The organism is Mesorhizobium sp. P2_F8, assembly GCF_056403655.1.
The window spans coordinates 187,417-200,877 of the sequence record NZ_JBFUFB010000009.1 but is presented as its reverse complement, the minus strand read 5'-3'; the positions used below and the strand labels follow the sequence as shown (position 1 = coordinate 200,877).

Sequence of the window (13,461 nt, the reverse complement as noted above, 5' to 3'; positions counted from 1 at the left end):
CGCCACTTCTACCGGATTCAGTCTTCTTCCTCGGTGGCGACGAGCTTCCAGTTCGGATCGCGTGAGCGCGTGTCGCGGGCGAAGGTCCAGACGTCCTTGACCTCGGCGACGGTTTCCGGGTCGCCGTCGATGACGGCGCCGGCCTTGTCGCGGGTCGCCGAAATCAGCTCGCTGATGATACGCAGCGTGACATGCGCCTCGCCACCCTTCATCTCGGCCGAGACGATGTCGGCTTTGTCGATGCCGACGAAGGAGGACTGGATCTTTTCCGATTTGGCCTCGCGCTCGCCGATGGCGGCGACAAAGCCATCATAAACTTCGCGCGACAACAGGTTCTTCAGCGTTTTGCGGTCACCGTCGGCATAGGCCATGACGATCATCTCGTAAGCCATCTTGGCGCCGTCGACGAAGCTCTTCGGCTCGAAGGACGGATCGTTGTCCTTGATCGTGCGCAATCCCTTGTTGAGGTCGGTGTCGGGCTTCGCGAAGGCGTCGATCGCCGCATAGGTCTCGGCGGCCGGCTCGCCCGGCAAGCGCTTGCGCGGCAGCGAGACGACATTTTCGGGTTTCTGGGCGGCATCCTTGTCGCCGCTGCGGGCGGCCGTGTAGGGGTCGAACGGCGGCCGTTCGCTGCCGGTGCGTCGGCCCAGCACATTGCGCAGCTGGAAAAAGATGACCACTGCCGCAATCAGGAAGAAAATCGTGCCGAAGTCGAAGAATCCCATATCTTCCGCCAATCAATCCCTGCCTTGTAGCCCGACCGCTGGTCCCAGGGGCCACGGTCGCATAGCGTTCAACATTCAAAGCATATAGAACGCAAGGCGCAATCATTCAAATCAAAGGCAGGCATACCTATCTAACAGGCCCAGTGCCAGCGGCGATTGATTGCCAACGGCCAAAACGATCGAAAAGGGTTGGCAAGACTTGCGCATTTCGTTCTTTCCCCTTTTTGTCCTCGCGCTGCCGCTGCTGGAAATCGCCGGCTTCGTGGTTGTCGGACGCCAGGTCGGCGCCCTGGCAACGGTAGGTCTGGTGCTGGCGTCGAGCATCGCCGGCGCGCTGCTGCTCCGGCACCAGGGTTTCAGCGTCATGACGCGGATCCGGGCCGAGATGGACGCCGGCCGCGATCCGAGCCGCCAGCTCGCGCATGGCGCGATGATCGTGCTGGCGGCGATCCTCTTGATCATACCCGGCTTCATCACCGACATGATCGGCCTGTTGCTGTTCCTGCCGCCGGTCCGCGATCTCGCCTGGCGGGCGTTGAAGGGCCGCGTCGTGCTGGCCACCAATTTCAGCACCGGCGGATTCCGCGGCCGGCAGCGCGACAAGACCATCGACCTCGACGATGGCGATTATTCGCGCAGCGACGACTATGCGCGCGGACCGGACCACAACTCTCCCTGGCGCCGCCTCAAGGACGAGTAGGCCTGAGCAAGGCGACGTGCGTTTGAAGCGCACCTGAAATTTTGCTTGATGCATGTCGTCGTCCCAAAACCGCTGCGCACTTTTGGGCGACCTGCATAAGGTGGCAAACCTTGTCTTGTCATGCCGACCATGGTAGCGAACGCCCGATTTCAATTCGGTCAGCGATGCTGCCCAGGCAAGAGGACAAAGGCTTATGGCAAGCAAAGATGACGCGGCGCCCGGCGCAGCCAACGGAAACGGCAATGCGGCACAGCCGTCGCTCAACGTCCTGGCGCAGTATGTGAAGGATCTATCGTTCGAAAGCCCCGGCGCGCCGAATTCGCTGCGCGGCCGCGACAAGGCGCCCGGCATAGCCATCAACGTCAATGTCAACGCCAACCCGCTCTCCGACAAGCAGTTCGACGTCAACCTGACGCTGAACGCCAAGGCCTCCTTCGACCAGGAAGTGCTGTTCAATGTCGAGCTGATCTATGGCGGCGTGTTCGCGATCAGCGGCTTCCCGCAGGAACACATGCTGCCGATCCTGTTCATCGAATGCCCGCGCCTGCTGTTCCCCTTCGCCCGGCAGATCATCGCCGAAGCGACGCGCAATGGCGGCTTCCCTCCGCTGATGCTCGACCCGATCGATTTCGCGCAGATGTTCCAGCAGAAGCTGGCCGAAGACCAGGCGGCGTCCAACGTCAAGGTGAGCTGAGGCTTGCCTTTGTTTGGATTGTGAAGAACCCGGCCTCGCGCCGGGTTTTTTGTTTTAGATGAAGACTTTAAGCGTCAGTCTCGACCATCTGCGATTGGCCTGAGACTCCTATACCTTCGTCATCCTAGGGCGGAGCAGGAGCGAAGCGACGTCGCGGAGACCCTAGGATGACGAACGCGAGAAGGGCTAACCTCCAAGGTTTGTCATGGTATCTCGCTCCCAACCGGTCTCCAATTTGCCGCTAATTCCCAAGAACCTTCAACCACAGCGCCTTTTCGCCGAGTGTGGCGACCATGCCTGCGTGCGCGGCGCGCTCGGCTTCGGTCAGGCGCGGCGCCAAGGGGGCGGGGCGCTGGCTGATGGTGATTTCAATCTGGCGGACATTCTCGTTACCCCCAGCCGGCGCGGTGGCGCTGTCGAGGATGAGGGCAGCCTGCTTGCCGCCGATCAGCTCGATATAGACTTCGGCCAGCAGTTCGGAATCGAGCAAGGCGCCGTGCTTGGTGCGCCTTGTGTTGTCGATGCCGTAGCGCCGGCAGAGCGCGTCGAGCGAATTGGGGCCCATCGGGTGCTTGCGGCGCGCCAGCGCCAGCGTGTCGACGACACGGCCATTGTCGATGACCGGGTGGCCCAGCCGGCCGAATTCAACATTGAGGAAACCGACGTCGAACGTGGCGTTGTGGGCGACCAGCTTGGCGCCGTCGATGAAGGCCAGCCACTCCTCGGCAATCTCGGCAAAGGTCGGCTTGCCCGCGAGGTCCGCGATGGAGATGCCGTGGACCGCCTGCGCTTCCGCGTGGATCGGCCGCCCTTGAGGATTGATATAGTGGTGGAAGGTCTTGCCGGTCGGGAAGCGGTTGACCAGCTCGATGCCGCCCAGCTCGATGACGCGGTCGTCGCGCGAATCGAGGCCGGTGGTTTCCGTGTCGAAGATGATCTCACGCATCGAATCAGTCGCTCCAGGCGAGCAGAATCATAAGACCGGAACAAAATGGCAATGGGCAATGCTGACGGCCTGGCGTCATGAGATGGCATTCCTTGACTTATCCCCGGTCAGATCCGCAATGATGGCTTTGACCGCCGCGTGGGCGGCGTCCATCCCTTGTCCGGTGTCGATGATGAAATCGGCCTGACGACGCTTATCCGCATCCGGGACCTGCTTGGCCAGGATCGATGCCAGTTTTTCCTCGGTCATGCCCGGTCGCGCCAGCACGCGCTGGCGCTGCACTTCGGCCGCGGCGGTGACGACGACGACCTTGTCGACGCGGTTGYGGCCGCCGGTTTCGAACAGCAGCGGAATGTCGAGCACCGCGAGCGGCGCTCCGGCGGCCCGGTTGCGCGCCAGGAAGGCATCGGCATCGGCGCGCACCAGCGGGTGGATGATGGCCTCCAGCCGCTTCAGCGCGGTGGCGTCGCCAAGCACGCGCCCGCCAAGTTTTGCGCGATCGACCACCCCAACGTCCGTCGTGCCGGGAAAGGCCGCTTCGACCAAGGGCGCGGCCTTGCCGGCATAGAGGCGATGCACCGCCTCGTCGGAATCATGAACCGGGACGCCGGCCTCGGCAAACATCCTGGCCGTCGTCGACTTGCCCATGCCGATCGAGCCGGTGAGGCCGAGCACGATCATGGTTTCGGCACCAGGTCGGCCACGATGAGCGCGCGCAATTCAACCGTAACCTGCGGCCTGACGCCGAACCAGCGCTCGAAGCCGGGCACGGCCTGGTTGAGCAGCATACCGAGACCGTCGACGGCCTTCAGCTTCCTTGCGCGGGCCGCGGCAAGCAGCGGCGTCTCCAGCGGCACATAGACGATGTCGTTGACGATGGCGTGGTCCGGCAGCAAGGCGGGATCGGCGGCAAGGGTCTCATTGCCGTGCATGCCGAGCGCCGTGGTGTTGACCAGCAGACCGGCATCCGCAAGCAGTTCGCCGGTCGCCGCCATGCCGTGCGCGGTAACGCCGACGCCGAAGCGATCGCGCAATTCCTGCGCCCGGGCCAACGTGCGATTGACGATGCGGATGTCGGCGACACCGCGTTGCTTCAGCGCATGGATGATGGCGCGCGAGGCGCCGCCGGCGCCAAGCACGACCGCCGGGCCGTTGCTCGCCCAGCCCGGCGCGTGATCGTCGAGGTTGGCGGCAAAGCCGTGACCGTCGGTGTTGCCGCCCCACAAGATGCCGTCCTCGAACCACAGCGTGTTGACAGCGCCGATCTCTTCGGCCGCCTCGTCTCGCCGGTCGACCAGCGCAAAGGCCGCCTCCTTGTGCGGAATGGTGACATTGCCGCCGCGATAACCGTTCGCCTGCAGCGTCGCCAGGAATTGAGCAAAGTCCTCCGGCGCCACGTCGATGGCTTGGTAGCTGCCGACGATGCCATGTTGGGCGAGCCAGTGGCCGTGGATCTTCGGCGAGCGCGAGTGCTTGATCGGATGGCCGGTGACGAAAGCTTTTTTGGTCGCCTCAGCCATCGATCGCTCCAAGGGCACGAAGTTCGGCCAGCAACGGGAGCAGCGGCAGGCCGACAATGGTGAAATGGTCGCCCTCGATCTTCTCGAAGAGCTCGATGCCTTCGCCCTCGACCTGGTAGGCGCCGACGCTGGCCAGCGCCTTGGCGCCGACACGAGCCAGATGGCGGCCGATGAAGGCAGGGTCGAGCTTGCGCATGGTCATGCTGGCGATGCCGACATGCCGCCACAGCACCTGACCATCGCGGACCAGCACGGCGGCGCTGTTGAGCTGATGGGTCTTGCCCGACAGCGCCAGCAGGTGACGGCGCGCGCCCTCCATGTCGGCCGGCTTGTGGAACACTTCGTCGCCGAGCGACAGCGTCTGGTCGCAGCCGAGCACCAGTGCACCACGCCGGCGCTCGCTGACTTCGGTGGCCTTGGCCTCGGCCAGCACCAGAGCGACATCCTCGGGCGAGACACCACTGTCCTGCAAGGGCGCCTCGAGCGCCCGCTCGTCGACGTCGGCAGCAACCGCCTCGACGTCGACGCCGGCATTGACGAGCATCGCCTTGCGGAACGGACTGCTAGAGGCGAGGATGATTTTTTCGGTCATTTTGCACTCGGGCGCAGGCACAGGCGCGGTTGGAGTATGAGCAGCTCTAGTCGGTAAAGTGGGCGCTGCCCCTCATTGTCCTGCCGGACATTTCTCCACGTATAGTGACGGGGAGAAAGGGGCAGCTTCAGCGCCGACGCTGTTTCCGGCACCGCTGGCGATTGGCGAAACCATCGATGGCAGCGCCCCTCTCCCCGTCACTATACGGGGAGAGGATGCCGGCAGGCAGGTGAGGGGCAGCACCGACTTTCGGCTAGATTTCGCCTGGAGAAGACTCGGAAAACTCACTTTTCGCTCATTTATCTCGACTTGCCGCGCAGGGCAACGATCGCCGCCGCCGTTTCCTCGATCGAGCGGCGGCTGACATCGATCATCGGCCAGCCATGACGCGTGCAGATCTGGCGGGCGTATGCGAGCTCCTCGGTGATGGCTGCGCGGTCGACATAGTCGCTCGCTTCGTAAGTGCTGCTGTTGCCGAGGATGCGGTTTTGCCGGACATGCGATATGCGCTCTGCTGTGGCGATCAACCCGACGATCAGCGGGGTCTTGGCGTTGACCAGGCTCTCCGGCACCGGCACACCGAGCACGATCGGGATGTTGGCGGTCTTGATGCCGCGGTTGGCGAGATAGATGCTGGTCGGCGTCTTCGACGTGCGCGAGATGCCGATAAGCACGATGTCGGCATCGTCCATATTGGCCGGCAGCTGGCCGTCATCATGCTCCATGGTGAAATTGAGCGCGTCGATGCGGCGGAAATATTCGGCGTCGAGAACATGCTGGGCGCCGACGCGGCGGCCGGCCGGCGTGCCGAGATAGGACTGGAACACGGTCAGCACTGGCTCCAGCACCGACACGCAGGGCAGGCCCATGGTCGCACAACGCTCGTCAATGCCGCGCGCCAGCTTCTGGTCGACGACCGTATAGAGAATGATTCCCGGTTCCTCCTCGATGTCCTCGAACACCTTGGCCACCTGCTTTTCGGTGCGGATGAGCGGGTAGATATGCTCGATGGCCCGCGCGTCCTTGTATTGCGCGGAAGCCGCCCGGCCTGCGGCGAGCAGCGTTTCGCCGGTCGCGTCGGAAATCAGGTGCAGGTGGAAGAAGCTCTGGGGTTTGTTCACAAGGGGTCACTCCAGGCTGTGGGCGGCTGTGGATAAAGCGGGATGGAAAGACGGGCCGGTCACGGGTGACTGTATCAGATGGCAGTTTGTCCACAATTCGTCGCACTGTCAGCTTCGCCGGACGGCTGGGGACAAGTTTGGGGACGGCGTCTTTTGTCTCTCGCCTGTCCACAGGGACGGCTTTTCCCTGCGGCTCCTAACACCTTGACTCCAGTCATGGATTCCAGACTTTCCCCAGAACCCTACAGTTTGGAGAGGCAAGCGCGCGACAATATGCTGGCTGGTGTTTTTGTGGGCAAAGCGGGACAGGTGACAACCACCACAACCAACAGACTCTTAGAATCAGAAGAATCTTAGATATAAGAATCTTTGATTATAGAGAGGCTTGGAGAAGCGAGCGCTCGATGCCCCAGAACCGGATCATGCTGGACGTCCTGAAGGGTAAGACGGTGTTTCCGCCTCCCCTCTGGATGATGCGTCAGGCCGGACGTTATCTGCCGGAATATCGCGAGACACGCCGGCGGGCGGGTTCGTTCCTCGACCTTTGCTACGATCCCGACCTTGCCGTCGAAGTGACCTTGCAGCCGATCGAGCGCTTCGGCTTCGATGCCTCGATCCTGTTCTCGGATATCCTCGTCGTTCCGCACGCGCTTGGTCGCGACGTACGCTTCGAAGAGGGGCGCGGCCCCCTGCTGACGCCGATCACGGCGCCAGAGATTGCGGCTCTGGAAAGCAAAACGTTTCACGTGAATCTCGAACCGGTCTACGAGACGGTCCGCCGGCTGCGGGCAAAACTGCCCGACGAGACAACGTTGATCGGCTTCTGCGGCGCACCTTGGACGGTGGCGACCTATATGATTGCAGGCCATGGCACGCCCGACCAGGGGCCGGCGCGGCTGTTTGCCTATCGCGAGCCGGAAGCCTTTCAACATTTGCTGAAAGTGCTTGCCGATCATTCGGCCGCCTATCTTATCCGCCAGATCGAGGCCGGTGCGGATGTGGTGCAGATCTTCGATTCCTGGTCGGGCGTTCTCGATGATGCATCGTTCGACCTGTTCTGCGTTCAGCCGGTGGCCGAGATCGTTGGCCGGGTCCGGGCGGTTCATCCCGATGTTCCAATCATTGGTTTTCCCAAGGGGGCCGGTGCGCGGTACCGGACCTATCGCCAGAAGACCGGAGTAACGGCCCTGGGGATCGATTGGACGGTGCCCCTGGTGGCGGCGAAGGATTTGCAGCGCTTGGGTGCGGTCCAAGGCAATCTCGATCCCTTGCGGCTCGTTGCTGGCGGCAAAGCCCTATCCGATGGTGTCGAGGCCATCCTTAAAACGCTGGGAGACGGGCCGCTGATTTTCAACCTCGGTCACGGCATCACGCCGGAGACGCCGATAGCGCATGTCGAGACAATGGTGAAACTGGTGAGGAGCGCGACCCGCTGATGACTCATTCAAACAGCACTGGCAGCACCAACAGCACCGGCCAGGCAATGATGCGGATGATGATCGGCATCGCCGTGCTGGCCGTTCTCACGGCACTTTTGTTTTTCGTCGCGCCCGACAGCTTCTATCCATGGGCGAAAGCGATCCACATCCTTGCCGTCATCTCCTGGATGGCGGGCATGCTTTATCTGCCCCGGCTGCTGGTTTATCACGTGGATGCCGAGAAGGGCTCGGTGCAGTCGGAGACCTTCAAGGTGATGGAGCGCCGCCTGCTCCGCGGCATCATCAATCCGGCAATGATCGCCACCTGGGTTTTCGGTCTGTGGCTCGCCTGGAAAGGCTTTGGTTTCCACGGTGGCTGGCTGCACGCCAAGATCGGTGCGGTGCTTCTGCTGTCCGCCGTTCATGGCTATCTGGCGGGCGCGGTGCGCAAATTTGCCGAGGATCGCAACGAAAAGCCGGCCCGGCACTGGCGGATGATCAACGAGATCCCCACATTACTGATGATCGCAATCGTGATCCTGGTTGTAGTCAAGCCGTTTTAGCTCTTACCAGGGCCCATAAAACGCAGCTTGCTCTTTCACCCAAGCGACGATAAAAGACGGGTCTTCCTTCCCGTCATGCGCCGCCCTTTATTGCTTTCGGCCGCGCCCGGCATTTGTCGCATCCCGCCGATATATTTTCCCCAAAGCAGATTCAGAGTCCGTCTATGCAAGAAATGAAACTCGCAGAGTTCAAGAACAAGAAGCCACCAGAGCTGATCGCTTATGCCGAATCGCTCGAGGTCGAGAACGCCAGCGTCATGCGCAAGCAGGAGCTGATGTTCGCTATCCTGAAGAAACTGGCCGCCCAGGAGATCGAGATCATCGGTGACGGTGTTGTCGAGGTGCTGCAGGACGGTTTCGGTTTCCTGCGCTCCGCCAATGCCAACTATCTGCCCGGTCCCGACGACATCTACATCTCGCCCTCGCAGATCCGCCGCTTTTCGCTGAAGACTGGCGATACGGTCGAAGGGCCGATCCGCAGCCCGAAAGAGGGCGAACGCTATTTCGCCCTGCTCAAGGTCAACACCATCAATTTCGACGATCCCGAAAAGATCCGTCACAAGATCCACTTCGACAATCTGACGCCGCTCTATCCGACCAAGCGGCTGAAGATGGAGATCGACAATTCGACCAGCAAGGACATCTCGCCGCGCGTGATCGACCTGGTGGCGCCCATCGGCAAGGGACAGCGCGCGTTGATCAACGCGCAGCCGCGTACCGGCAAGACGGTTCTGATGCAGAATATCGCCCACTCGATTACTGCCAACCATCCGGAATGCTATCTGATCGTCCTGCTGATCGACGAGCGGCCGGAGGAAGTCACCGACATGCAGCGCTCGGTGAAGGGCGAGGTTATCTCCTCGACCTTCGACGAGCCGGCGGTGCGTCACGTCCAGGTCGCCGAAATGGTAATCGAGAAAGCCAAGCGCCTGGTCGAGCATGGCCGCGACGTCGTCATCCTGCTCGATTCGATTACCCGCCTCGGCCGCGCCTACAACACGGTTGTGCCGTCATCCGGCAAGGTGCTGACCGGCGGTGTCGACGCCAATGCCTTGCAGCGGCCGAAGCGCTTCTTCGGTGCCGCCCGCAACATCGAGGAAGGCGGCTCGCTGACCATCATCGCGACTGCGCTCATCGACACCGGCAGCCGCATGGACGAAGTCATCTTCGAAGAGTTCAAGGGCACCGGCAACTGCGAAATCCAGCTCGATCGCAAGGTTGCGGACAAGCGCATCTATCCGGCCATGGACATCTTGAAGTCCGGTACCCGCAAGGAGGACCTTCTGGTCTCCAAGCAGGACCTGCAAAAGATCTTCGTGCTGCGCCGCATCCTGGCGCCGATGGGCACCACGGACGCGATCGAGTTCCTGATCGACAAGCTCAAGCAGACCAAGACTAACGCGGATTTCTTCGATTCGATGAACACGTAACGGTCTGGCCGAGGCCTTCCGGCCTATGCATCAAACCCCATTCCGGCAAAACCGGGATGGGGTTTTTCATTGTCCGGGGTCAGGTCGTATCTCCGATACGGCATGGCCGTATGTGGCAGCGGACTCGCTCTTCCGCGCGGAAGGCGAGGTTCCTGATCCCTATTGGCGACGCAAGAGGTGTTCGAGCTCTTTGGGATTCGTCACAACGGGAAGGCAGACTTGACCGGTGCAGAGCCAGACACCCGGCCTGTCGGTCGGCGGCAGGAATCCACCGGGCAGCACGGGTCGATTCGCTTCCGAACCGATAGAAACGATAATGTCGACCCGACGCGGATCGGGGTTTCGATTCGCAACCGGAACAAGTTCAGGATTGGTCCGATCATCAATTAGCACCAGCTTAAACGGCTCGATCGCCAGCGCACAGGCGTTGACGATGCCGGCCTGGCCATAGGCCTGCTGCGCGGCGCGCCCGGCGGCATGCTCGGCGACCTTCCAGGCTTTCTCCTGCAGGTCGAGATCGCCGGTGACGGAGGCGAGCCGAACCAGCGCTTCGATGATTTGTCCGGTCGCGGAAGGAATGGCCTCGTCGACGTCGCCCCTTATGCGGATAGGGACGTCGGTGCTGTCGGAAGCGGTGAGATAGTAGCCGGTCCTGTCGGCATCGGCGTGCCAGAGATCCAGCTGCTCGATGAACCGGCTGGCCTGCTCGACATAACTCCATTCGCCGGTGGATTCGAACAGCGCGATCGCCGCATTGGCCATGGCGGCATAGTCGCTGGATAGCGCCGGAAACAATTTCCTGGCGCCCAGCATCGAGTGCGGCAAGCGGTTGTCGCGGCTGGCGGTGGTGATATGGGCAAAGGCCTTTGCCGCCGCATCGACCCAGTCAGGCCGCGACAACGACCGGCCGGCCTCCGCAAGGGCTGCAATCATCAGGCCATTCCAGTCGGTGAGGGTCTTTGCGTCGAGGCCCGGCCTGACCCGCCCTTCCCTCATGGCGAGAAGTTTCGCTTTGAGCGGCACGAGTTGGTCGCGATCGACCACACTTTGGGCTTGCTGAGAGCTGGTTTGATGTGCAACCGGCTTGCCGTCCCAACCATGCGGGCTGGAGAGCGTGAAGTATTTGAAAAACAAAGTGGAATCGTTGCCAAGTGCAGCTTCGATTTCTTCCTTGCTCCAGGTGTAGAACAGTCCCTCCTCGCCATCGCTGTCGGCGTCGAGGCTGGCGGCGAAGGCGCCGCCGTCGACACGCATTTCACGCAACAGCCAGTCGACCGTGTCTTCGATTCGTACCCGGAACAAATTATTGCCGCTCGCCGCATGGGCCCAGTTGCAGAAGCGGACGAGCTGTGCGTTGTCGTAGAGCATCTTTTCGAAATGCGGCACCAGCCATTCCGCGTCGGTCGAATAGCGGCTGAGCCCGCCGCCGATGTGGTCGTAGATGCCACCGCTCAGCATCCGGTCGAGGCTGAGCAGGACATCGTCACGATGTGTGGAATTGCCATCGCGCAGCCAGGACAGCCAAAGCGTGAGCATGAATGGCGCATTCGGGAATTTCGGCGCGCCGCGCAAGCCGCCGAGATCGCGATCGATCATGCCGCCGATGCCCCTGGCAAGGCCTTCCAGCGTGTCGCGATCAAGCACTGTTTTGGCATGCGAACCGGCGAGCCGGGCCTCGACATGCATCGTCAGGCCGTCGGCGCTTTGGTTCAGACTCGCCCTTTTTTCCCGCCAGGCCTTGTCCACTGCTTGCATCACCTGGATGAAGCCTGGGCGGCCGTAGCGCGGCTCGCGCGGAAAATAGGTGCCGCCCCAGAACGGCTTGCCGTCCGGCGTCAGGAACATGGTCAATGGCCAGCCGCCTTGCTCGCCCATCGAGGACAGTGCGGCCATGTAGATCTGGTCGATGTCCGGCCGCTCCTCGCGGTCGACCTTGATATTGACGAACAGACGGTTCATGACGGCAGCGACGTCGTCATTCTCGAAGCTTTCGTGCGCCATGACATGGCACCAGTGGCAAGCGGCATAGCCGACCGAGAGCAGGATCGGCCTGTTCAGTGCCCTCGCCTCTTCAAGCGAAGCCGGCGACCAGGCCCGCCAATGGACGGGATTGCCGCTGTGCTGCTGCAGATAGGGGCTGGCTTCTTCGCCAAGCAGGTTTTGCGGAGGCAATGTCACGATGCGGCACTCGGCGATGCGATTGAACGGGCAAAGCTAGGGCAGTGCGGTAGAGCGGGCAAATGATTTCAAGGGATTCGATTGTCGCGCTGTCGAGCGGCCGGCTTCCTGCCGGCGTCGCCGTCATCCGCATTTCCGGCACTCAGACTCGATTCGTAGTCGAAACGATCGCCGGCAGCATGGTTAAGGACCGGGCGGCGGTTTTCCGCAAGTTCCGAGCGCCTGATGGTGCCGTGCTCGACAGCGGCCTGATTGTCTTTTTTCCTGGCCCTGCAAGCTTTACAGGCGAGGATGTGGCGGAGTTCCACGTTCATGGTGGGCGCGCCGTGGTGGCTAGGATGCTGGAGACGATCACCGGCTTTGACGGTGTCAGGCATGCTGATCCCGGCGAATTCACCCGTCGCGCCTTCCTCAATGGCAAGGTCGACTTGGTCGAAACCGAGGCGTTGGCCGATCTGGTCAACGCCGAAACCGAGGCGCAGCGCCGCTTTGCGATCCAGAATGCGGAAGGTGTTCAGAGCGAGCTTTATTTGAGTTGGCGCCGCCGGCTGATCCACGCCCGCGCCATGATCGAGGCCGAGATCGACTTTGCCGACGAGGATGATGTGCCAGGTTCCGTTTCGGATACGGTCTGGTCTGATGTTCGGGCGATGATCGATGAGATCGACCGGCACGTTGCGGGATTTCGCGCCGCCGAAATCATCCGCGATGGGTTCGAGGTCGTGATTCTCGGTGCGCCCAACGCCGGCAAGTCGAGTCTGTTCAACGCCTTGGCGCGGCGCGATGCAGCTATTGTAACGGATGAGCCTGGCACGACCCGCGACCTGCTCGAGGTGGTACTGGATCTGGAGGGGCTGCGCGTCAGGTTGACCGACACCGCCGGGCTGCGCGAGGCGGTTGGGAAGGTCGAGGCGATCGGGATCGAGAAGGCAAGGGCCAAGGCCGATCGCGCCGATCTGTTGTTGCTGTTGGAAGACGTTGCGAATCCGCAGGCGGTCGCGTCGATACCGGCGGCCATACCAGCATTCCGCGTGGGCACTAAGTTCGACCTCTTGGACGGGCAAGCGGCTCTTGATGAGGCCAAGCGCTACGATCACGTCATCTCGGTCGTCGATGGGGCCGGCGTCGACGCGTTGTTGGCGGAAATCGGCTGGCGGGCAGCGCGTGCTGCCGGCAGCGCCGGCGATATTCTGCCGTCGCGGTTGCGCCATGTCGAGTTACTGGGCGAAGCAAACCGCCATCTGCACCGGGCGGTTGACGGCCGGGTCATCGGACAGGAGTTGCGGGCCGAGGAGTTGCGACTCGCCGCCGACCGGCTCGGCCGAATCGTTGGCGCCATCGACGTGGAGGACATGCTGGACGTGATTTTCGCGCAGTTTTGCATTGGGAAATGACTCACGTGAAACACTGGCAGCGCATCGCTGTGGCGACCTCCTTGATTCACGTGAAACACAGTCGCGGACGCTGACAGAGCGAAGCTGTGATTGCACCTGCTGTTTGGAGCGCGGATTCACGTGAAACATGGCATAGACTCGCCACAGGGTTTGTTTCACGTGAAACGAGCCGCGGAGTTT

Annotated in this window: 13 protein-coding genes; 6 read left to right on the top strand and 7 right to left on the bottom strand. The window is 62.0% G+C overall.

Translation table 11 applies throughout. The features are described from left to right. Positions 1 to 17: 17 nt before the first annotated feature. Complete coding sequence (locus AC1DZP_RS22740; RefSeq protein ID WP_184872745.1) at positions 18 to 725, bottom strand: Tim44/TimA family putative adaptor protein; 708 nt, start codon at positions 723 to 725, stop codon at positions 18 to 20. A gap of 199 nt (positions 726 to 924) precedes the next feature. Here AC1DZP_RS22740 and AC1DZP_RS22735 point away from each other — a divergent pair, with 199 nt between their 5' ends. Both AC1DZP_RS22735 and secB read left to right on the top strand, forming a co-directional pair. Next, positions 925 to 1,425 (top strand): FxsA family protein, encoded by a 501-nt coding sequence (locus AC1DZP_RS22735; protein WP_477305527.1) that lies wholly within the window; start codon positions 925 to 927, stop codon positions 1,423 to 1,425. Positions 1,426 to 1,618: 193 nt separating this feature from the next. Beyond that, a complete protein-coding gene (secB, locus tag AC1DZP_RS22730) occupies positions 1,619 to 2,119 on the top strand; it encodes a protein-export chaperone SecB (RefSeq protein WP_095083878.1) in 501 nt (166 codons plus the stop codon). Between the two features lie 241 nt (positions 2,120 to 2,360). Here secB and dnaQ read toward each other — a convergent pair whose 3' ends face one another. The 5 genes from dnaQ to AC1DZP_RS22705 form a co-directional block, all read right to left on the bottom strand. Beyond that, on the bottom strand, positions 2,361 to 3,065 hold the full coding sequence (gene dnaQ / locus AC1DZP_RS22725) for a DNA polymerase III subunit epsilon (protein WP_477305525.1): 705 nt from the start codon (positions 3,063 to 3,065) through the stop codon (positions 2,361 to 2,363). 75 nt (positions 3,066 to 3,140) lie between these two features. Then, positions 3,141 to 3,746 carry a dephospho-CoA kinase gene (gene coaE, locus AC1DZP_RS22720; protein WP_477305523.1) on the bottom strand — a complete coding sequence of 202 codons (606 nt, stop codon included), beginning with the start codon at positions 3,744 to 3,746 and terminating at the stop codon, positions 3,141 to 3,143. Further along, entirely contained in the window at positions 3,743 to 4,585 is an 843-nt protein-coding gene (locus tag AC1DZP_RS22715) for a shikimate dehydrogenase (RefSeq protein WP_477305521.1), read from the bottom strand. Before AC1DZP_RS22715 ends, coaE begins: the two co-directional genes overlap by 4 nt. Next, on the bottom strand, positions 4,578 to 5,177 hold the full coding sequence (locus AC1DZP_RS22710) for a Maf-like protein (RefSeq protein WP_477305519.1): 600 nt from the start codon (positions 5,175 to 5,177) through the stop codon (positions 4,578 to 4,580). Before AC1DZP_RS22710 ends, AC1DZP_RS22715 begins: the two co-directional genes overlap by 8 nt. A gap of 299 nt (positions 5,178 to 5,476) precedes the next feature. Further along, positions 5,477 to 6,298 carry a pyruvate, water dikinase regulatory protein gene (locus AC1DZP_RS22705; protein WP_095083883.1) on the bottom strand — a complete coding sequence of 274 codons (822 nt, stop codon included), beginning with the start codon at positions 6,296 to 6,298 and terminating at the stop codon, positions 5,477 to 5,479. Between the two features lie 404 nt (positions 6,299 to 6,702). Here AC1DZP_RS22705 and hemE point away from each other — a divergent pair, with 404 nt between their 5' ends. The 3 genes from hemE to rho all read left to right on the top strand — a co-directional run bounded on the left by hemE (position 6,703) and on the right by rho (position 9,709). After that, positions 6,703 to 7,734 (top strand): uroporphyrinogen decarboxylase, encoded by a 1,032-nt coding sequence (gene hemE, locus AC1DZP_RS22700; protein ID WP_477305517.1) that lies wholly within the window; start codon positions 6,703 to 6,705, stop codon positions 7,732 to 7,734. Positions 7,735 to 7,790: 56 nt separating this feature from the next. After that, a complete protein-coding gene (gene hemJ / locus AC1DZP_RS22695) occupies positions 7,791 to 8,279 on the top strand; it encodes a protoporphyrinogen oxidase HemJ (RefSeq protein WP_477305515.1) in 489 nt (162 codons plus the stop codon). 164 nt (positions 8,280 to 8,443) lie between these two features. Next, positions 8,444 to 9,709, top strand: a complete 1,266-nt coding sequence (gene rho, locus AC1DZP_RS22690; RefSeq protein WP_095083886.1) for a transcription termination factor Rho — start codon at positions 8,444 to 8,446, stop codon at positions 9,707 to 9,709. A gap of 159 nt (positions 9,710 to 9,868) precedes the next feature. Here the strand turns inward: rho and AC1DZP_RS22685 are convergent, their stop codons facing one another. Beyond that, positions 9,869 to 11,887: a thioredoxin domain-containing protein gene (locus AC1DZP_RS22685; RefSeq protein ID WP_477305513.1), complete on the bottom strand. Its 2,019-nt coding sequence runs from the start codon at positions 11,885 to 11,887 to the stop codon at positions 9,869 to 9,871. Between the two features lie 62 nt (positions 11,888 to 11,949). On the opposite strand from AC1DZP_RS22685, the gene mnmE reads away from it, so the two are divergent. Beyond that, a complete protein-coding gene (gene mnmE / locus AC1DZP_RS22680; RefSeq protein WP_477305511.1) occupies positions 11,950 to 13,281 on the top strand; it encodes a tRNA uridine-5-carboxymethylaminomethyl(34) synthesis GTPase MnmE in 1,332 nt (443 codons plus the stop codon). The last annotated feature ends 180 nt before the right edge of the window (positions 13,282 to 13,461 follow it).

Excerpts from the sequence above, each read along its gene's own strand:
- AC1DZP_RS22740 (WP_184872745.1), bottom strand. The coding sequence starts at position 725 with ATGGGATTCTTCGACTTCGGCACGATTTTCTTCCTGATTGCGGCAGTG.
- dnaQ (WP_477305525.1), bottom strand. The coding sequence starts at position 3,065 with ATGCGTGAGATCATCTTCGACACGGAAACCACCGGCCTCGATTCGCGC.
- hemE (WP_477305517.1), top strand. The coding sequence starts at position 6,703 with ATGCCCCAGAACCGGATCATGCTGGACGTCCTGAAGGGTAAGACGGTG.
- secB (WP_095083878.1), top strand. The coding sequence starts at position 1,619 with ATGGCAAGCAAAGATGACGCGGCGCCCGGCGCAGCCAACGGAAACGGC.
- AC1DZP_RS22710 (WP_477305519.1), bottom strand. The coding sequence starts at position 5,177 with ATGACCGAAAAAATCATCCTCGCCTCTAGCAGTCCGTTCCGCAAGGCG.
- AC1DZP_RS22715 (WP_477305521.1), bottom strand. The coding sequence starts at position 4,585 with ATGGCTGAGGCGACCAAAAAAGCTTTCGTCACCGGCCATCCGATCAAG.
- hemJ (WP_477305515.1), top strand. The coding sequence starts at position 7,791 with ATGATGATCGGCATCGCCGTGCTGGCCGTTCTCACGGCACTTTTGTTT.
- mnmE (WP_477305511.1), top strand. The coding sequence starts at position 11,950 with ATGATTTCAAGGGATTCGATTGTCGCGCTGTCGAGCGGCCGGCTTCCT.
- rho (WP_095083886.1), top strand. The coding sequence starts at position 8,444 with ATGCAAGAAATGAAACTCGCAGAGTTCAAGAACAAGAAGCCACCAGAG.